The organism is Ewingella americana (assembly GCF_006438725.1).
In the GTDB taxonomy this organism is placed as follows: domain Bacteria; phylum Pseudomonadota; class Gammaproteobacteria; order Enterobacterales; family Enterobacteriaceae; genus Ewingella; species Ewingella americana_A.
In genome coordinates, this window is the sequence record NZ_RCZD01000006.1 from 108413 (window position 1) to 129127 (window position 20715).

A 20715-nucleotide genomic window follows, 5' to 3' on the forward strand; every position below is an offset into this window, starting at 1 on the left:
TACGGGGGTTTTCTGCAGCGCGGAGAACCGGTATGTCGAGCCCTGAACCTGACCAGAGTATGCTCCGCCATCAAGTCACGTTCGCCACGTGGCTCAGTGCGGTGTGCGGCTTTACATGCGGAGATGCTTCCAATGACCGACTCTCAAGATGACTCCATTCTGTACCTCCATTTTGGTACACCACGCCCTTATTGGCGCCTGGGTTCTGACAGTAATGCCCTTGAGTTATCCGCTGAGAAAGGTGTAGTCAACGTCGCCGTCTCCTTGACAGGCTATCAGGCGGCACGCATCCGTGAGCTGACCGGTATTACCTCCTGCTTTACGCTGGACGTATCCCTGTTTGGCACGCCTTTGTGTCTCTATTTGGTCGGCCGGAAAGTCGAGAATAAAGTCTGGGCCGGCACCGCCTCTGATTTTGAAGACACGGCTTCGGTCGCGCACGACCTTGAAGTCGGGCTGACGTTCGCCGAACAAGTGGTTTCAGAGGCTAACTCGGTGATTGTCATTATCGATCAGGAGGGCAAAGTTCACCGCTTCAACCGCCTGAGTGAAGAGTACACGGGTCTGCGCGAAGAGGATGTTATCGGGCGTAGCGCCTATGACCTTTTTATGTCGATGGAAGAAGGCATTGCCTCGCGTCAGAACATCAACGGCTTCTTTCAAAAAGAGCAGTCCTATGAGGTTGAACGCTGGATAAACACCGTCAAAGGCCAGCGGTTGTTTCTGTTTCGCAATAAATTTGTCCACAGCGGCAGCGGAAAACAGCAAAAATTTCTGATCTGTTCCGGTTCCGATATCACCGATGAACGTATGGCACAGGAGCGACTGCGGGTTCTCGCCAACACCGACCTGATCACCGGCCTGGCAAACCGCAATGCTTTGCAGGAGTTGCTGCGGACGGCGCTTGAAGAGCGCGGCGATCATCAGGTCGGGCTGATTTACCTTGATCTGGATAACTTCAAAAAAGTGAACGACGCCTATGGCCATATGTTTGGTGACCGTTTGCTCAAAGAGGTGGCACACGCCATTCAGGGCTGCCTGAAAGAGACGGAGACGCTTGCAAGGCTTGGGGGTGACGAGTTCATCATCCTCAGCCACAACACCTCTGTGGAGGCGCTGGAAGCCATCAGTCAGCAGATTTTGGGCCGTCTGAAAGCCCCATTCCGTATTGGCCTGATCGAGGTTTACACCGGTTGCTCAAGCGGCATTGCCGTTTGCCCGCAGCACGGTACCGATTCCGAAAGCCTGATCCGCAACGCTGACACCGCGATGTACGTGGCGAAAGAGACCGGCAAAAGCGCGCACTGCGTATTCTCGCCAGAGATGAACAAGAAAGTCGCTGAGTACATGTGGCTGGACACAAACCTGCGCAAGGCACTGGAAGAGCAACAACTGATGCTCTATTACCAGCCGAAAATAACCGCCAACGGGGAAGTACTGAGCGTGGAAGCCCTGCTACGCTGGCGTTCACCGGAGCGCGGCATCATTCAGCCGCAGGACTTTATTCCGTATGCGGAAGAGTCAGGCCTGATAGCCCCCCTCGGCAAATGGGTTATCGAAACGGCGACACAGCAAGCCGCCGAGTGGCAGCGTAAGGGGCTGAATTTGCGCATTGCGGTGAATCTTTCAGGGCGGCAATTAAATAACTCTTCACTGGTCACCGACTTTACTGAGGCCATGCAGAAGTCCGGGATGAAAAACTGCCTGCTCGATTTTGAGTTGACGGAAAGTTGTCTGGTAGAGGATGAAAAAGCCGCGGTAACCATGATCAATCAGCTGCATAAACTGGGCGCGGAAGTGCATTTGGATGACTTCGGCACAGGCTATTCCTCATTGTCACAGCTGGCGCGGATCCCGCTCGACTGCATCAAATTGGACCAGAGTTTTGTGCGCGGCATTAATCATAATACCGTGTCTCAGGCGCTGGTGCGGGCGATAGTGGCCGTAGCGAGAACCCTGCAATTAACGGTCATCGCGGAAGGCGTAGAAACGCGAGAAGAAGAGCAGTTGATTGACGAAATCGGTGTGGACAGCAAACAGGGTTTTCTGTTTGCCAAGCCAATGCCCGCAGAAGAACTGGAGCACTGGCTTGTACAGAAAGCAATTGCTTCACCCGGGAGTTTGGACACCGTCACGCAATAGACGTCAGAATTGACGGTTAATCAACGGGACGACAAGTATAGGCGGACTAACCGGTTTTACGCATGGAAGCAGTATGGCGATTTTGTAGCATCACCAGCCGTTCCATGTACGCGACGTCCTTTTCTTCCAGCGTAAAGGCCGCATCCACCCAATCCTCGGTAATATCCATCAACTCCGAGCGCGAAAGCTGCAATACCCGCTGACGCGCACGGATCATCGCTCGGATCCCGTTGAGCTTAGGCCGTAACGTATCGATAAAAGTGCGGGTCGCGATAAATGCATCGCCCGGCTGGAACAGCACGTCCACCAGCCCGCGGCTTTCGAACCACTCCGCCGTATGCGACTCACCGGTGGAGATCAACTCCTCCGCCAACCGCATGCCCGACTTGCGTGATACCAGCGAGTAACCGCCCATGCCGGGAAAAAGGTTAAACGCGATCTCCGGGAACCCCATCCGGGCGGTGTTCTGCGCCAGCACATAATGGTGCGCCAGCGCGGCTTCGAAACCGCCGCCCAGCGCCGTCCCTTCAATCATCGATAAACTGACCGCACCGACATCAAAACCTCGGGCAGCGGCATGTACACAGTCGATACAGGCACGAGCATAGGCACGCAATGCCTCGCGCTTGTTATTCAGTATTGAGTCAACGAAAAAACTCAGATCACCCCCTACGTTATAAATATTAGGCACCAAAGAACCGGTAACCCAAAAATCAAATCGTAGCCCTGAGGCTTTCGCCGCATAGGTCAGGTTCATGATGTCTTCAATTAAGGGCTGATTAAAACAAGGACGGGGAAAGGCTTTCAGCATCATCCACATGACGTTGCGACCTTCTTCGTAATAGGCAGCTATTTGAGATAATTGCCCGGCTTCGGTAAATGGACGGCATGCTGTATGGTCAATAAGATTCATAGTTAATATCCAGGTTAGATTAGGATTTTGGGTGAAGCAGGTCCAGCCTAGTCCAGCTCTAACCCGAACTGAATCGATTCGAGTTTGTGCGTTAAAAATAATCCTAACGGGATTAAATAATGTGTTTATAGGAAAAAAAGCAGAAAAATAAATAGCCTGGCCGCAGGGTAATTTTTATTCTGTGATGAAAGTATGAGTCAAAAGCAGAATGTTCGATCAAGAGAAGCGCGCTAATACTTAACGCTTCAGTTCAAACGGTTCCTTCTCTCTTTTTTAATTTTTTATGAGCGTTATCACAATCATCAGCGCAGGGCTTTTCAATCTCCGGTTCGACGGCTAAATTGATCCTTATCTCATCCGACCACTTAAGAGTCATGCCCTATGAGCAAACGCGACATGCCGTTTTATCCCCACCTGCTGGCACCGCTGGATTTAGGTTTTACTCAGCTCAAAAATCGCGTGCTAATGGGTTCGATGCATACCGGACTGGAAGAACTTGAGAACGGTGCTGAGCGGATGGCGGCATTTTACGCCGAACGTGCCGCAGCAGGCGTGGGGCTTATCGTCACGGGCGGCATCGCGCCAAACCCACAGGGCGTGGTATACCACGGCGGTTCGGTGCTTAATCAGCCGCACCAAACCGCACATCACAAAATAGTGACTGACGCGGTGCATCTGGCGGGCGGGAAGATCGCCCTGCAAATTCTGCACGCCGGACGTTATAGCTATCAGCCCAATCCTGTGGCTCCGTCAGCCCTACAAGCACCGATCAACCGTTTTTCGCCGCTGGCGCTGACGGGAGAACAGGTCGAAACGACCCTTGCCGATTTCGCCCGCTGTGCCGAATTAGCCCAGCAGGCCAATTACGACGGCGTGGAGATCATGGGTTCCGAAGGCTACCTCATAAACCAGTTTCTGGCTGCCCGCACCAATCAGCGCACCGACCAATGGGGCGGCAGCGCCGATAACCGCATGCGTTTCGCGCTGGAGGTGGTACGCGCCGTACGTGCCGCCTGTGGCCCACACTTTATTATTATTTATCGCCTGTCGATGCTGGATCTGGTGGAAGAAGGTTCGAGCTGGAGTGAAATCGAAACGCTGGCCCAGCGTATTGAACAAGCCGGTGCCAACATCATCAACACCGGTATCGGCTGGCATGAAGCCCGCGTGCCGACTATCGCCACCATGGTGCCGCGTGCCGGGTTCAGTTGGGTGACGCGAAAACTGATGGGCAAAGTGCATATTCCGCTGATCACCACTAACCGGATTAATGACCCGCAAGTGGCCGAAGATCTGCTGGCCAGCGGCTGTGCCGATATGGTGTCGATGGCCCGCCCGTTCCTCGCTGACCCGGCCTTCGTGCAGAAAGCGGCAGAGGGCCGTGCCGATGAGATCAATACCTGCATCGGCTGTAATCAGGCCTGTCTGGATCAGATTTTCGCCGGAGAACTGACGTCGTGTTTAGTCAATCCACGCGCCTGCCGCGAAACCGAAATGCCGCTTATCCCGGCGACCTATGCTAAACGGCTGGCGGTGGTCGGCGCAGGCCCTGCTGGCCTGGCTTTCGCGACCACCGCCGCCAGCCGCGGTCATCAGGTCACGCTGTTTGATGCTCATGCTGAAATTGGCGGCCAGTTTAATATCGCCAAACAGATCCCCGGCAAAGAGGAGTTTTACCAGACGCTGCGCTATTACTCGCGTCAACTGGCGATTTTACAGGTGACCCTGCGCCTGGGGGAAAAAGTCAGCGCCAGCCAGCTCGACGGTTATGATGAAGTGATCCTCGCCTGCGGGATTTCACCGCGCCTGCCGGAGATTGAAGGGATTGATCACCCCAGCGTGCTGACCTATCTCGACGTACTGCGTGACAAAAAACCGGTCGGCCAGCGCGTGGCGATTATCGGCGCAGGCGGCATTGGTTTTGATACGGCAGAATACCTGGTGCAGAGCGGCCCGTCGGCCAGCCTCGACAGCGCGGCTTTCAGTCATGAATGGGGAATCGATCAGACCCTGACTCAGCGCGGCGGCCTCAGCGCTGAGGGCCCGCACGCCGAACCTGCGGCGCGTGAAGTGGTGCTGTTGCAGCGTAAGAGCAGTAAAGTCGGTGCGGGTCTCGGCAAAACCACCGGCTGGATCCACCGTGCCAGCCTGTTACAGCGCGGCGTAACCATGTGCAGCGGCGTGACTTATGAACGTATTGATAACGACGGATTACACATCACGCGCGACGGTGTCAGCGAATGTCTGGCAGTGGATAACGTGATTATTTGCGCCGGGCAGGAACCCCAGCGGGCGCTGCATGAACCTCTGCTGGCAGCCGGGAAAAGCGTGCATTTGATTGGCGGGGCGGATGTCGCACTGGAGCTGGATGCCAGACGCGCTATCGATCAGGGAACAAGGCTGGCGATGGCGATCTGAGGGCGAAAAAAAAGCCGCGTGAGCGGCTTTTTCCTGCTTACCGAACACATCATCAATGTTGAGATGCGGTCTTAACTGCCCTCAACACCACAAACTTCTGGTTAGTGGCAATGGTCGTGCAGTTACCAAACAGGCGACGCAATTTCTGATAGTAATCCAGATGACGGTTGCCGACGATGCGCAGTTCGCCACCGGTTTGCAGGCAGCGTTTGGCGTCACAGAACATACGCCAGGCGGTATCATCGCTCATCACCGTGCCCTGATGGAACGGAGGGTTACACAGCACCGCGTGCAGGGTTTCTCGCTCAACACCGGCCAGCATATTGTTCACTTCAAAATGGCAGCGGTTGAGATCTTGCGGCAGGTTGTTCTCAATGTTGACCTTACTCGACTCCACCGCCATGTAGGACTCATCCACAAACAGCATTTCTGCATCCGGGTTTAGCGCCAGGGCGGTCATGCCGATCACACCGTTACCACAGCCTAAATCCGCCATGCGCCCTTCGATAGCTTCCGGCAGATGCTGCATAAAGAAGCGAGCACCAATATCCAGCCCGGTCCGTGAAAAGACGTTCGCGTGGTTGGTGATGCGGAACTCGCTGTCATCCAACGCCCATTCGGTGGTCACCGGCTCGGCTTCCTGCGCGGGTAATGTCGCTTCACAGTGAATCAGGCGAGCTTTTTTCCACGCCAGCGTGGTTTTGGTCGGCCCGAGGATCTGCTCGAACAATTGTAACGTGGACGTGTGTACGTCACGCGCTTTGGCACCGGCGATGATCTGCGTTTGCGGTGTCACCACTTCGCGCAGGGCCAATAGCTGTTGTTCCAGCAGAGCTAACGTTTTAGGAATTTTGATCACCACCAGACCGGGGTTGATCGGCAACGGCACCAGACTGCTTTGCTGTGCCACGCTCTCTTCGTCTAAACCGTTCAGGCGCAGGTTGTGGCGGGTTGCCAGCTGGCTCATAAAGGAGTCGCTGATGCTGGTCGGTTGGTACGGCTGCAGTGCACAGGCCAGCGTGCCGAAGGTGTCGTTGAAGATCAGTACAGGACGGCCATCGAGCGCGTCGGTGGTGAGGGTTTGCAGCAGATATTCGTCTGCAGCTTCCCATGCCTGAAGCTGCGTTGTAGCCTCTTCTTGCGGATAACGTTCCAGCTCCAGTTGCAGTCGCTGCTCACCCAGTTCGAGTTCGAATTGGCTCATTGGCCCTCCTCATTATTCAATTTGCGCTGTTTATCCCTTAAATTGGGCTATCAGTAAAATGTTTTTTCAGTTAAAAAGGGCTTTATCTGCCGTCATTAAGGATTAACGTCCGGTTTTCGATAAAAATCTGCGTTAACCCTGTGACCCTCCTTTTTGGATCAATGAGAGCTAAAGCAAACAGTTATGCCTGAATTGACCTATCTGCAAGGCTACTCTGAGTCTCTACAAGCTCAGGTTCACCAGTTGATCGACCAGCAGCGGCTGGGGCAAGTTCTGCTGTCGCGTTATCCGCAACCGCACGAACTCACCACGGACAAATCGCTGTACCAGTTTACGCTCGATCTGAAAAATCAGTATTTGCGCAGTTCATCGCCGCTGAGCAAAGTGGCCTACGACAACAAAATTCACGTGATGAAGCACGCTCTCGGGCTGCACACGGCCATTTCGCGGATTCAGGGCGGTAAGCTCAAAGCCAAGGCGGAGATCCGCGTGGCAACGGTGTTTAAAAGCGCGCCGGAAGCCTTCCTGAAAATGATCGTGGTGCATGAACTGGCACATCTGAAAGAAAAAGATCACAACAAAGCTTTTTACAGCCTGTGTTGTCATATGACGCCCGACTACCACCAGTTAGAATTCGACACCCGTATGTATCTGACACATCTGGAGATATTCGGTAAGTTGTACCCATAATAAACCACTAGGATGACTATGATTCGCTTTGGCATTATTGGAACTAATTGGATCACCCAGCGTTTCATTGACGCCGCGCACGAGAGCGGCAAGATGAAACTGACGGCGATTTATTCGCGCACGCTGGACGGTGCAAAAGCCTTCGGTCACGAGTATCCGGTCGAACACTATTTTGACTCGCCCGAGGCGATGGCCGCTTCTGACGAGATTGATGCGGTGTATATCGCCAGCCCGAACTCCCTGCACTGCCCGCAGACCCTGCTGTTCCTCAACCATAAAAAGCATGTGATTTGCGAAAAGCCGCTGTCGTCGAACCTGCGCGAAGCCGAAAGCATGATCGCCTGTGCCACACAAAATAACGTGGTGCTGTTCGAAGCGTTCAAAACCGCCTATCTGCCGAACTTCCTGCATATGAAAGGCGCGCTGAACCGCATTGGTAAACTGCGCAAAGCCATCTTCAACTATTGCCAGTACTCCTCACGTTATCCGCGTTACCTGGCAGGTGAAAACCCGAATACCTTTGATCCGGCGTTCTCTAACGGCTCAATTATGGATATCGGCTATTACTGTCTGGCCAGCACCGTATCGCTGTTTGGTGAGCCACTGTCGGTCACGGCGTCCGCCACGTTGCTTAAGAGCGGCGTGGACGGTCAGGGCACGGTCGTGCTGCGCTATGCGGATGATTTTGACGTGGTGATCAACCATTCGAAAATCGCCGACTCCCTGCTGCCAAGCGAAATTCAGGGCGAAGAAGGCACATTGCAGATGGAAAAAATCTCCGAATGCCAGACGCTCAGCCTGACGCCACGCGGCAGCCAGAAACTTGATCTCACCCAGCCTCAGCACATCAACACCATGCTGTATGAAGCCGAGACCTTTGCGTTGTTGGTGGAGAATAAGTTCGTCGGACATCCTGGACTGGAAGTGTCCCGCATCACCGCCAAATTATTGACAGAAATCCGCCGTCAGACCGGCGTGGTGTTCCCTGCCGATCACATCGTTTAAATACCAGTCACCTGTAGCGGGAGTTCAAGATGAGTACAGCCAGTCCAAAACCTTTGCTGATTTTGCAAACCGGCCATGCGCCGGAACCTATCCGTCGCGTACACGATAACTTCCCGCAGATGTTTATCCGTCAGGGCGATATCGACGCGCAGCAGGTGCAAATTATTGATTTACAGGCCGGTGAGCGGCCGCGACCGCCGGAGTATTACTGTGGTGCCATTATTACCGGTTCGCGCAGCATGGTGACCGAACACCTGGACTGGAGTGAAGATGCTGCAGACTGGGTACGTCTGGCGATGTTGCATGAGCTGCCGCTGTTTGGTGCCTGTTACGGCCACCAGCTCATGGCGTATGCGCTGGGTGGCGAAGTGGATTTCCATCCGCAGGGTATCGAAGTTGGCACCCATGATGTGACGCTGACGCCCGCCGGACATCTTGACCCGCTGGTGTCGCGACTTCCGGCGCAGTTCACCGCTAATCTGATCCACCTGCAAACGGTCATCACCCCGCCCGCCACCGCGACGGTACTGGCGAAAACATTGCATGACCCGCATCAGATCCTGCGTTATGGCCCGAATGCCATCAGTACGCAGTTCCACCCGGAATTCTCCGGTGCGGTGATGAAAACCTATCTGGAATGGCTGAGCGACCAGGCGCAGGACGACAAGGTGAACTACGCTAATAAATTACAGCAGCTTAGCGATACCCCGCTGAGCCAGGCCCTGCTGCTCTCTTTCGTCGATGCACTGGGCAAACGTCAGGCGCTGGCGGGTTAATGCACGAAAGTGTTTCTGAATGTTTGACTTGAGACACATTTTGTATTATTTTTCCGCTCGCAATGGGGAGTAACTTCTTCGTCGGATAATCGTCATTACGGTGTCTGGACCCGCGCTCACGCAGCGCTGTCTCAGCCACCCGGTTACCGGGCAACCCTGATAAAAGATTCAGCGATGAATCAACATCAGAGTTGTAAGTGAGACCTTGCCGGAAGGCGAGGTTTGCTTATAGCTCAGAGAGAGCGGCTAACGTCTTCCGACGCTGGCCGTTTTTTTTTGATGTTTTATTGAGGATTGCGTAATGATGAATTCCGTCGGAAACCCGATGCTGTGGGGCAGTTTTGCCGTTGTCGTGGTGATCATGCTGGCCATCGACCTGCTGTTACAGGGCCGCAAAGGCGCGCAGGTGATGACCATGAAAAGTGCCGCGATGTGGTCGCTGGTGTGGATTGGCCTGTCGCTGCTGTTTAACTTTGGCTTCTGGTGGTATCTCAACGGCGAGTTTGGCCGTGAAGTGGCTGACGCTCAGGCCACCATGTTCCTCACCGGCTATTTGCTGGAAAAAGCGCTGGCGGTGGATAACGTCTTCGTCTGGCTGATCCTCTTCAGCTACTTCTCCGTTCCGGCCAATTTGCAACGCCGCGTGCTGGTCTACGGTGTGTTGGGCGCTATCGTCCTGCGTACCGGCATGATCTTCGCGGGCAGCTGGCTGGTGGGTCAGTTCAGCTGGATCCTCTACGTGTTTGGCGCTTTCCTGCTGTTTACCGGTATCAAAATGGCGCTGGCGAAAGAGGATGACGGCGAGATTGGCGAAAAGCCGATGATCCGCTGGTTGCGCAGCAAACTGCGCATGACCGACGAACTCCAGGGTGAGAAGTTCTTTGTGCGCCGCAACGGCCTGCTGTTTGCTACCCCGCTGCTGCTGGTGCTGATTATGGTTGAGCTGAGTGACGTGATTTTCGCCGTCGACAGCATCCCGGCGATTTTTGCCGTAACCACTGACCCGTTCATCGTCCTGACGTCGAACCTGTTCGCCATCCTTGGCCTGCGTGCGATGTATTTCCTGCTGGCGGGCGTAGCCGAACGTTTCTCGATGCTGAAATACGGTCTGGCGGTGATCCTGATTTTCATCGGTATCAAAATGCTGCTGCTTGACGTGTTCCATATTCCGGTCGGCATATCGCTCGGCGTGATCGCCACGATTTTGGTGGGCACGCTGCTGATCAACGTCTGGGTAAATCGCCGTGCTGACCGCGCAAAATTAGAAAAATAATCGGGCATAGCTCGCAATATCCAATACCAAAACGGGCGCTGAAAGGCGTCCGTTATTTTTTGCGCCAGATAACGATCACCGGGCGGTCTCTGCCGCCCGGTGTACTCGGCTATTTCGTACTCTTCACGCCCTGCAACAACCTTTCCAGCGGATAGACCGCCGCGATCACCAGCTCATCCTGAACCTGTGCCGACGCATCCAGTTGGGCCTGCGCCTGCTGGCGTTGCTGCGCCGTCATGCTTTCGCCCTTCTGCATGTTATCCAGCCATTGCAGACCCAGCTCAGACAGTTTTCCAACCTGATCCGCCACCGGCTGAACAGGCTTGAGCACAGTGTTATGCGTCAGTTGCGGCTGCACTAATGGCGTATTACGCTGCCAGATGTCCAGCTGCGAACGGATAGCCGCTGCGGCGTCGGCGTCCTGCGGGTTAACAAGCAGTGCCGTGATGTGGTTATCCAGTTCACGTACCGCGTTGCTCTCGGCCGGTAAGGCGTCCACCAGCCGGTTCAGCGGTTCGAACTGGGTGTAATGACCGGCCTGGAATTTGATGTGCTGACGGGTGTAATACTGCGCCGGTTCCAGCGCGGTGGAGAGCGTCAGCAGCGGCGTAATGTCGGTGCTGTTCGCCAGACGGGTCATCATTCTGGCGGTTTGTGCGTGCTGTTGCAGACCGACAGACACCACCGACCAGCTGTCGATTTTCGCCAGCCGTTGATACATATTGCCGGTGTCTTTCACGTCCTGTGCGGACCACAACCGCTCCGCCACCACAAAGCCGCGCGGCCAGAGCCGCAGATCCAGAATTTGCGAGGTGATGTTCTCCTGCCACAGCGCCGCTTCGCCACCGAGAATATTTTTCATCCCCTGCGCGTCAGGCACCACCGGCGGCGTTCCGACGGGAACCGCGCTGAGCTGGCTGCCGGTCGCCGGATAGCGCGCATTACCAATCAGGAAGTAGCCGTCAAATTTGCCCTCTCTCAGCGTCAGCACCGGTCGCGTATCGCCCATCCAGGTATCTACGGCAAAACTGACTTTGCCGTCGTCCTGCCAGACAATATCGCGCACCGCACGACGGGTTTTCCCGCCGAAATCGATAAACCCGCGCCAGCCCTGTTTACCGTCAATCAGCGTGAAGCTGCCGTCCACCGGTTTGCCCTTCAGACGCGGCATGCTGAACTGCCAGCTTTGGGCTGTCTCGCCATCAGCCACGTTTTGGTCCACGCCCAGCGGCTGCGGCAAAATTTCATTGCGGTAGTGATAGGCCGAACTCTGCGGCTGATCGAGATAAAAGCCGGTGGACAAAATCCCCTGATATCCCTGCTGAGCACTGGCGCCGAGCGAGTCCGGCCCCTGCCACGACTGGATGACAATATCGTGCGGCAGATCCGGGTGGAAAATCTCGTCCCAGCCGACCATTTTGCGCTGATGCTGGTGCAAAATAACCTGCAAGCGCTTATTGAACGCGGCCTGCAAGGCATGGCTGTCGGCAATCTTATTCTTCTGCATATAGGCCTGAATGGCTTTCGAATTCACCCACTGCGTATCCTTCACTTCGTCGCCACCGATGTGCAGGTACGGGTCCGGGAAGATAGCGGTCAGCTCGCTGATAATCGTGTCGGCAAATTTATAAACCTGGTCATTGGACGGGTCGAGGGTCGGTTCATGTACGCCCCACTCGCGCTCCATTTTATACGGCCCCGGCGCGCTGATAAGTTCCGGGTAGGCCACGGCAATCGCCGAGGCGTGGCCCGGCATATCGATTTCCGGCACCACGCGGATACCGAGCGACGTGGCATACGCCACCACCTCTTTCATCTGCTCAACGGTATAAAACTCGCCGTCGCTGGCCAGCTGTTGCAGTTTCGGATAGTGCTGCGAGGCAAAGCGCCAGCCCTGATCGTCGGTCAGATGCCAGTGCAAAACGTTCAGCTTGGCCGCCGCCATGCCGTCGAGCTGGCGTTTGATGGTGCTGATGGGCAGGAAGTGACGGGCGGAATCCAGCAGCACGCCGCGCCAGGCAAAGCGCGGCTGGTCGTGAATGGTCACCAGCGGCAGGAAGGTGTTCTGGCCGTCATTTTGCAGCAACTGCAACAGCGTTTCCATGCCGTGCAGCGCACCAAAGCGGGTATTGGCGGTCAGGGTTGCGCCCTGCGGCGTGACCTGCAATTGGTAGCTTTCATCACTGTCCGGCATCGGCTGGGCAGCGACTTTCTGTTTAATCACAATCTGGATTTTGCTCTGCTTCGCCTCAGCCGGTTGCGGCTGTAAAGTCCAGCCGGTCTGCTGCTCAATCCTGTCACGCCAGCGGCTGACCGCCGGGCCTACATCATCCCCGCTGACGGCAATGGAGAGCGAATTATCCACTTCCCATTTTCCAGCATCCGGCGCGACCTCCACCTGCTGTGGCCACGGCATCAGCGGCAGGTTTCCTGCGGGGGCAGCAAACGCCGAAGAGGTGATAGCAAGGAGTAACGACGAGGCAAACAAGGAACGACGGAATGGCAAAGGCATGAGCAAGATCCCTCAGAGGAAATGAGCAAATCCATACCCAAAATCATTCGAGTCGCAGGAAGGCGGCAAATAAGCGAATCCCGATGAGCTTACTGAAGTAAGTGATTCGGGTGAGCGAATGCAGCCAACGCACCGGCGACTTGAAGGATGACGGGTATGGCGCTGAAACGTAAGGATTAACTATAGCCGTTGATGAAAAAAAGACGGTGACTGAGTTAACAATCACCGTCTTTTCTTAACAATTACTGTTTACAGCCTGTCAGTTACTGCCAGCCGTAGCGCCGTACGAACCAGCCTTTGACGCACTGGGTCAGCACCATGTAACCGGCCAGAATGGCGATCAGCCATGGGAAGTAGCTGAGCGGCAATGCCTGCAATTGCAGGAATCCGGCGGCCGGTGAGAAGATAAGCCCGATGCCGGTAATGATCACCATCAGGGTCATCACGCACAGCGGCCAGGAGGCGCGGCTCTGGATGAACGGCACTTTACGGGTGCGGATCATGTGCACAATCAGCGTTTGCGACAACAGCCCTTCGATAAACCAGCCGGACTGGAACAGCGTCTGCGCCTCCACCGTATTGGCCTTGAACACCCACCACATCAGGCTGAAGGTCAGAATATCGAACACGGAGCTGATCGGGCCGAAGAACACCATAAAGCGGCCGATATCACCGGCGTTCCAGCGCTGCGGTTTGGCCAGCTGCTCTTCGTCAACGTTATCAAACGGGATCGCCACCTGGGAGACATCGTAAATCAGGTTCTGAATCAACAGGTGCAGCGGCAACATTGGCAGGAACGGCAGGAAGGCGCTGGCCACCAGCACGCTGAACACGTTACCGAAGTTGGAGCTGGCGGTCATTTTTATGTATTTCAGCATGTTGGCGAAAGTTCTGCGCCCTTCGGTCACGCCCTGCTCGAGCACCATCAGGCTCTTTTCCAGCAGAATAATGTCGGCGGCTTCTTTGGCAATATCCACCGCCGAATCTACCGAAATCCCGATGTCCGCCGCGCGCAGCGCCGGCGCATCATTGATGCCGTCGCCCATAAAACCGACCACATGCCCTTCACCGCGCAGCACGCGCACGATGCGCTCTTTGTGCATCGGCGTCAGTTTGGCAAATACCGTGGTGGTTTCGGCGGCGGCCAGCAGCCGGACGTCATCCATCGCTTCGATATCGCTGCCGAGCAAAATATGGTCGACCTGCAAACCCACGTCTTTGCAGACTTTGCGGGCCACCAGCGGGTTGTCGCCGGTAAGAATTTTGACCGTCACGCCTTTGTTTTTCAGCGCTTTCAGCGCCGGTGCGGTGCTCTCTTTCGGCGGGTCAAGGAAGGCGATATACCCGGCCAGAATCAGGCTGGACTCGTCATTTACGCCATAGCCTTTCGTGCGCGACGGCATCACTTTATGCGCCACCGCCACCACCCGCAGCCCCTGCTGGTTGAGGTCATCGGTAATACGGCGGATCCGCGCCAGCAGCACATCGGTCAGCGGCACAATCTCACCGTTGAGCTGCACCAGCGTGGAGATTGACAACATCTCCTCCAGCGCCCCTTTGCAAATCAGGCGGTGGCTGTCAGCATTTTCAGAAACCACCACCGACATGCGGCGGCGGTCGAAGTCGAACGGGATCTCATCGACTTTCAGCCAGTTGCCGGCGTTGGTCATCTCGGTGGATTCCAGCACCGCCACGTCGAGCAGGTTTTTCAGGCCGGTCTGATAATGGCTGTTGAGCCACGCCAGATGCAGCACTTCATCACTGGTTTCCCCGAGCACATCGGTATGACGTTCGAGGACAATTTTATCCTGCGTCAGGGTGCCGGTCTTGTCGGTACAGAGGATGTCCATGGCGCCAAAGTTCTGAATCGCATCCAGACGTTTGACGATCACTTTCTGTTTCGACAGCTTCACCGCGCCTTTCGCCAGCGTGGAAGTGACGATCATCGGCAGCATTTCAGGCGTCAGCCCGACCGCCACGGAGAGCGCAAACAGCGCCGCTTCCCACCAGTCGCCTTTGGTATAACCGTTGATCAGCAAAACGATCGGCGTCATCACCATCATAAAGCGGATCAGCAACCAGCTGACTTTACTGATACCGGCCTGAAAAGCGTTCGGCTGCGTCTCTTCCTGCGTGACGCGCTCGGCCAGCTGACCAAACCAGGTTTCGCCACCGGTGGCGATCACAATCGCCATCGCCGTGCCGCTGACCACGTTGGTGCCCATAAAGCACAGGGTATCCTGCTCCAGCGGATCGCAATCCACCGGCATCCGGCTGTTGGCCTGTTTTTCGACCGGCAGGGATTCGCCGGTCAGGGCGGCCTGGCTGATAAACAGGTCTTTGGCGGAAAGAATGCGCAGGTCGGCCGGGATCATGTCACCGGCGGAGAGTTTAATCAGATCGCCCGGCACCAGCTGGCTTATCGGCAGTTCCAGGGTTTCACTGCGCCCGGTGTGCGCATCGCTGCGCAGGACGGTGGCGGTGTTGCTGACCATGGCTTTCAGCGCATCGGCGGCGCGGTTGGAGCGCGCCTCCTGAATAAAGTGCATCAGGGTAGAGATCAGCACCATCGCGCCAATCACCAGCGCAGCGGTCAGGTCGTCGGTGGCATACGAGACCAGGCCCAGCACGGTCAGCAGCAGGTTGAACGGGTTACGGTAGCAGTGCCACAGGTGCAGCCACCATGGCGCAGGCTGCTGATCGTCAGTTTGGTTTGGCCCGACGCGCTCGCGGATGGCCTCAGCTTCCGGCCCGGTCAGCCCTTCAGGATGGCTGCCAAATTGCAGATACAGGCTCTCTTCCGTGGCACGGGCGCACTGCATGCTGTGCGCGGCAATACTGGCAGGCACTTCAGGCATTTTGCTGCCGTTGAGGCTTTCCTGGATAGAGTCACCCAGCATCGGGTCACGACGAACCAGACGGCGCGGCAAATTACGGCTAAGTGCATCAAGCAGCCGTTGAGTAAAATTTTTGAACATGATTCGACCCTTTGTTGCGTCCACGGTTTAACACCACAGACATGGCAAAGATTGTTACACAGCGGGAAACAAGACAAGGATCGAGCGCCACCGCTTACCATTTTATTGCTTTTTAAAGCATTAATATCACGGCAAGCAGTAGCAAAAAGGCGGGTGCTTACCGGATCACAACGGACCTACAGAATTGGGGTCGGGTTCCATCAGGTTTTCACCTCCGGTAAGGAACGTTTAGGAAATCATACCCGTCAAGTATTACAATCCTTCGGGTAACAGCACGGGAATATTCAACTATCCTGCGAATATTCAGCGCACGCAGTGTACGCTTATCAACTGCAACCAAACATAAACCTGATCACTTATTTGTTGTAAAACAACCATGCAAAATCGCCTGACTATTAATGACATTGCCCGCCTCTGCGGTGTGGGGAAATCCACCGTGTCGCGCGTATTGAACAATGAGGGCAACGTCAGCCCGCAGACCCGTGAGCGCGTGCTGGCGGTGATTGAACAGCACAACTTCAGTCCGTCGAAATCGGCCCGCGCCATGCGCGGTTTCAGCGATAAAATCGTGGCGATCATTGTCTCGCGTCTGGATTCCCCGTCAGAGAATCAGGCGGTGCGCGCCATGCTGCCCCTGTTCTATCAGCAAGGTTATGATCCGATTGTGATGGAAAGCCAGTTCAGTGCCGCGCGGGTGGAAGAACATTTGCAGGTGCTCAAACAGCGCAATATCGACGGCGTCGTGTTGTTTGGTTTTACCGGGCTGGAACCCGCCATGCTCAGCGGCTGGCAAAATAAACTGGTGATGATGGCGCGGGCGATGCCGCAGTTTTCGTCGGTCTGTTATGACGACGCCGGTGCGGTCAGATTGCTGATGAACAAATTAATGCAGCAGGGACACCAGAAGATTGGTTTCATCGGCGTTTCCCCACACGACACCACCACCGGCCAACTGCGTTTCGAAGCCTATCAGGCGTATTGTGCCGAACATCAGCTGACGCCACGCATGGCGCTGGGCGAACTGAACTACCAGAGCGGTTTTGACCTGATTGCGCAGGTGCTGCTCCCCGGCACCGATGCCGTGATCTGCGCCTCCGATACCATTGCTCTCGGCGCAGAAAAATATCTGCAACAGCAGAATATCACCGGCATTCAGGTGTGCGGCATCGGTAATCACCCGCTGCTGAAATTCCTCTTCCCAAAAACTTTTTCGGTGGAACTGGGCTACGGCACGGGCGGCGAAGCGGCGGCGCGTCAGTTGCTGACACAGCTCGGCCAGCCAGCACCTTTGCAGCAAATTATCATCCCCGGTCAACTGGCGGACTGAGCCGCGAAGCGGCACTAAAGCAAAAACTTTGTGATCAACCGCTTAAAACCGGGAACGTTCCCGGACACTATCCCATCCCTTTGGCTATGCTTGTTGGCGAAACCTACTGTTAACAATTTTTATCATTTACCTACACGCATATAGGCATACATATGAGCAAAGTGAAGCAACAGGACGTCGACCGCCTGATCGCCCTGGTCGGCGGCAGCGCCAACATCGCGACGGTCACGCACTGCATTACCCGACTGCGCTTCGTACTGAATGACCCGGCGAAAGCCGATCCGAAAGCCATTGAAGCGCTACCGATGGTCAAAGGTTGCTTCACCAACGCCGGTCAGTTCCAGGTGGTGATTGGGCCGGAAGTGGATGATTACTACAAAGCGCTGATCGCCACCAGCGGCAAGGACGACACCGGCAAGGAAGCGGCCAAAGTGGCGGCCCGCCAGAATATGAGCTGGTTTGAACGCGGAATTTCGCACTTCGCGGAGATCTTCTTCCCGCTGTTACCGGCGCTGATCAGCGGCGGTTTGATTCTCGGTTTCCGCAACGTCATCGGCGATATTCCAATGAGCGACGGCCAGACGCTGGCGCAGATGCACCCAATGTGGAAAACGGTGTATGACTTCCTCTGGCTCCTCGGCGAAGCGATCTTCATGTTCCTGCCGGTGGCAGTGTGCTGGTCAACGGTGAAGAAAATGGGCGGTACGGAGATCCTCGGTATCGTGCTCGGTATCACGCTGGTTTCCCCGCAACTGATGAACTCCTACAACCTCGGTCAGCAGATCCCGGAAGTGTGGAACTTCGGCTGGTTTACCATCGAGAAAGTCGGTTATCAGGCGCAGGTGATTCCGTCGATGCTGGCCGGTATGGCACTGGCATTGATTGAAAACGGTATGAAAAAAATCATTCCGAATTATCTCTATCTGGTGATTGTGCCAGTGGTGTCGCTGATTGTGGCAGTGTTCCTCGCCCACACCCTGATTGGTCCGTTCGGCCGCATGATTGGTGACGGCGTGGCTTACGCAGTGAAAGCGGTGATGACCGGCAGCTTCGCACCGATTGGCGCGGCCCTGTTCGGCTTCCTCTACGCGCCGTTGGTGATCACCGGCGTGCATCAGACCACGCTCGCCATTGATATGCAGATGGTGCAAAGCACCGGCGGCACGCCGGTCTGGCCGCTGATTGCTATCTCCAACATCGCGCAGGCGGCGGCAGTGGTGGGCATCATCATTGCTTCTAAAAAACATAACGAACGCGAAGTGTCAGTGCCAGCGGCGATCTCCGCCTTCCTCGGCGTGACCGAACCGGCCATGTACGGGATCAACCTGAAATACCGTTTCCCGATGCTGTGCGCGATGATCGGATCCGCCGTGGCCTCACTGATTTGTGGCCTGAGCGGCGTGACCGCCAACGGGATTGGCGTCGGCGGGCTGCCGGGTATTCTGTCGATTAAACCGCAGTTCTGGGGCGTGTTTGCGCTGGCGATGCTGGTCGCGACGGTCATCCCTATCGTGCTGACGGTACTGGTTTATAAACGCAAAGCGCGCAAAGGCGAGCTGGCGGTAGTTTAGAAAAGGATATGACAATGAACAGCGAATTGCCGTGGTGGAAAGACGGCGTGATTTACCAGATTTACCCGAAGAGTTTTCAGGACACCACCGGCAACGGTGTAGGGGATATCAACGGCATTACCCAGCGTCTGGACTACCTGCAAACCCTCGGCGTGGACGCCATCTGGATAACACCGATGTACGTCTCTCCGCAGATTGATAACGGCTACGATGTGGCCGATTACTGCGCCATCGACCCGGCTTACGGCACCCTGGCCGATTTCGAAAATCTGACGGCGCAGGCGCATCAGCGTGGGATCCGCATCGTGATGGATATGGTGTTCAACCACTCATCCACCCATCATGAGTGGTTTAAGCAGTCGCAGGATCCGGCCAGTCCGTACCGCGATTTCTATATCTGGCGCGATGGCGACAGCGCAGGCGGACCGCCGAATAACTGGCGTTCAAAATTTGGCGGCGGCGCCTGGCAGTGGCATGAAGAGAGCGGACAGTACTATTTGCATCTGTTTGCCACCGAACAGGCGGATCTCAACTGGGAACACCCGCCGGTGCGAGAAGCGCTGAAAGAGATCTGCCGCTTCTGGGCGGAAAAAGGCGTCGATGGCCTGCGTCTGGACGTGGTGAATCTGGTCTCCAAGCAGCAGGATTTCCCCTCCGACGACAGCGGCGATGGCCGCCGTTTTTATACTGACGGGCCGCGGATCCATGAATTTTTGCAGGAGTTCAGCCGCGATGTGTTTACACCGCTCGGGCTGATGACAGTCGGTGAGATGTCTTCGACCCAGCTGGAACACTGCCGCCGCTACGCCGCCAATGACGGCAGCGAAATCTCCATGACCTTTAACTTTCATCACCTGAAAGTGGATTATCCAAACGGTGACAAATGGACCAAAGCCGCGCCGGACTTCGTGCAGCTCAAGCAGATCTTCAACCAGTGGCAGCAGGGAATGCACGGCCACGCCTGGAACGCACTGTTCTGGTGTAACCACGACCAGCCGCGCATCGTCACCCGTTTTGGTGAAGACGGCGAACTGCGCGTTCCGGCGGCCAAAATGCTGGCGATGGTGCTGCACGGCATGCAGGGCACGCCGTACATTTATCAGGGCGAAGAGCTGGGGATGACCAATCCGGGTTTCAAACATCTTGAGCAGTACCGCGATGTGGAAAGCCTGAATATGTTCGCCGAGCTGAAAGCCGCCGGGCGCAGCGACGCCGAGCTGCTGGAGATTCTGGCGTCGAAATCCCGCGACAACAGCCGCACGCCGATGCAGTGGGACGCGACCCCGAACGCCGGTTTCACCTCCGGTACGCCGTGGATCGCACCCTGCGCCAACTTTCCGCAGATCAACACGGAACAGGCGCTGGCCGATGCCGGTTCGGTGTTCTATACCTACCAGCATTTGATTCGTCTGCGTAAAACCTTACCGGTACTGACCCACGGTGATTATCAGGATCTGGCGCCAGCCAATCCGCAGGTGTGGTGTTATCGCCGTACCTGGCAACACCAGCAGCTGACAGTGATGGCCAATCTCAGTAATAAAATGCAGACGATAAATACAGAGCCCGGCCTGTCAGATCCGTTATTTAGCAACTATCCTGATGCCCCTGCGGCTCATTCTCTACGCCCTTTTGAATGTTTTTACCGGCTGGAAATAATATAACGGCTCGGCATATTCTCAATATTCCCCCAAAGGCATCTCACGATGCCTTTTTAATTTTCTCATTTTAGTCATTGAGGCCGTTAATTAGCGCCCCTCAGATGTTATCTCCGCATAAAAAAAACCAAAACCCCTCTCTCATTTTTCTCATCAAGATTAATTTTTTAATGTGATTTGTTGCCCTGCCTTTGCCTGCCGAAAATAAGGATGGCAGGAGCAAGCTCCGGGCTATTCAGGCTTCTGATATT

Annotated in this window: 13 protein-coding genes; 9 read left to right on the plus strand and 4 right to left on the minus strand. The window is 55.6% G+C overall.

Translation table 11 applies throughout. The annotated features are described in order from the left end of the window. The first annotated feature begins 132 nt into the window (after positions 1–132). On the plus strand, positions 133–2142 hold the full coding sequence (gene pdeR / locus EAH77_RS12900) for a cyclic di-GMP phosphodiesterase (protein WP_140473224.1): 2010 nt from the start codon (positions 133–135) through the stop codon (positions 2140–2142). Between the two features lie 46 nt (positions 2143–2188). On the opposite strand, the gene EAH77_RS12905 is transcribed toward pdeR, so the two are convergent. Next, positions 2189–3055, minus strand: coding sequence for a crotonase/enoyl-CoA hydratase family protein (locus EAH77_RS12905; RefSeq protein ID WP_140473225.1), 867 nt, complete (start codon positions 3053–3055; stop codon positions 2189–2191). A 396-nt stretch (positions 3056–3451) separates the two neighbouring features. Between EAH77_RS12905 and EAH77_RS12910 the strand changes: the two genes are divergently transcribed. Further along, entirely contained in the window at positions 3452–5473 is a 2022-nt protein-coding gene (locus tag EAH77_RS12910; protein ID WP_194150512.1) for an NADPH-dependent 2,4-dienoyl-CoA reductase, read from the plus strand. A gap of 52 nt (positions 5474–5525) precedes the next feature. Here the strand turns inward: EAH77_RS12910 and rlmG are convergent, their stop codons facing one another. Next, positions 5526–6677, minus strand: coding sequence for a 23S rRNA (guanine(1835)-N(2))-methyltransferase RlmG (gene rlmG / locus EAH77_RS12915; RefSeq protein WP_140473227.1), 1152 nt, complete (start codon positions 6675–6677; stop codon positions 5526–5528). Positions 6678–6860: 183 nt separating this feature from the next. Between rlmG and EAH77_RS12920 the strand changes: the two genes are divergently transcribed. The 4 genes from EAH77_RS12920 to EAH77_RS12935 all read left to right on the plus strand — a co-directional run bounded on the left by EAH77_RS12920 (position 6861) and on the right by EAH77_RS12935 (position 10421). Beyond that, positions 6861–7367 carry a M48 metallopeptidase family protein gene (locus EAH77_RS12920; RefSeq protein ID WP_140473228.1) on the plus strand — a complete coding sequence of 169 codons (507 nt, stop codon included), beginning with the start codon at positions 6861–6863 and terminating at the stop codon, positions 7365–7367. Between the two features lie 18 nt (positions 7368–7385). Next, positions 7386–8372: a Gfo/Idh/MocA family protein gene (locus tag EAH77_RS12925; RefSeq protein WP_140473358.1), complete on the plus strand. Its 987-nt coding sequence runs from the start codon at positions 7386–7388 to the stop codon at positions 8370–8372. Positions 8373–8401: 29 nt separating this feature from the next. Then, positions 8402–9148 carry a glutamine amidotransferase gene (locus EAH77_RS12930; protein WP_140473229.1) on the plus strand — a complete coding sequence of 249 codons (747 nt, stop codon included), beginning with the start codon at positions 8402–8404 and terminating at the stop codon, positions 9146–9148. Positions 9149–9449: 301 nt separating this feature from the next. Next, positions 9450–10421, plus strand: a complete 972-nt coding sequence (locus tag EAH77_RS12935; protein WP_277752562.1) for a TerC family protein — start codon at positions 9450–9452, stop codon at positions 10419–10421. Positions 10422–10530: 109 nt separating this feature from the next. On the opposite strand, the gene EAH77_RS12940 is transcribed toward EAH77_RS12935, so the two are convergent. Beyond that, entirely contained in the window at positions 10531–12933 is a 2403-nt protein-coding gene (locus EAH77_RS12940) for a beta-N-acetylhexosaminidase (protein ID WP_140473230.1), read from the minus strand. Positions 12934–13196: 263 nt separating this feature from the next. Then, positions 13197–15911, minus strand: coding sequence for a magnesium-translocating P-type ATPase (gene mgtA / locus EAH77_RS12945; RefSeq protein ID WP_161985798.1), 2715 nt, complete (start codon positions 15909–15911; stop codon positions 13197–13199). A gap of 376 nt (positions 15912–16287) precedes the next feature. Here mgtA and treR point away from each other — a divergent pair, with 376 nt between their 5' ends. The 3 genes from treR (at position 16288) to treC (ending at position 20470) form a co-directional block, all read left to right on the plus strand. Next, positions 16288–17238, plus strand: a complete 951-nt coding sequence (gene treR / locus EAH77_RS12950) for a trehalose operon repressor TreR (protein WP_140473231.1) — start codon at positions 16288–16290, stop codon at positions 17236–17238. A gap of 152 nt (positions 17239–17390) precedes the next feature. Then, a complete protein-coding gene (gene treB / locus EAH77_RS12955; RefSeq protein ID WP_140473232.1) occupies positions 17391–18809 on the plus strand; it encodes a PTS trehalose transporter subunit IIBC in 1419 nt (472 codons plus the stop codon). A gap of 14 nt (positions 18810–18823) precedes the next feature. Further along, entirely contained in the window at positions 18824–20470 is a 1647-nt protein-coding gene (treC, locus tag EAH77_RS12960) for an alpha,alpha-phosphotrehalase (protein ID WP_140473233.1), read from the plus strand. Positions 20471–20715 lie beyond the last annotated feature (245 nt).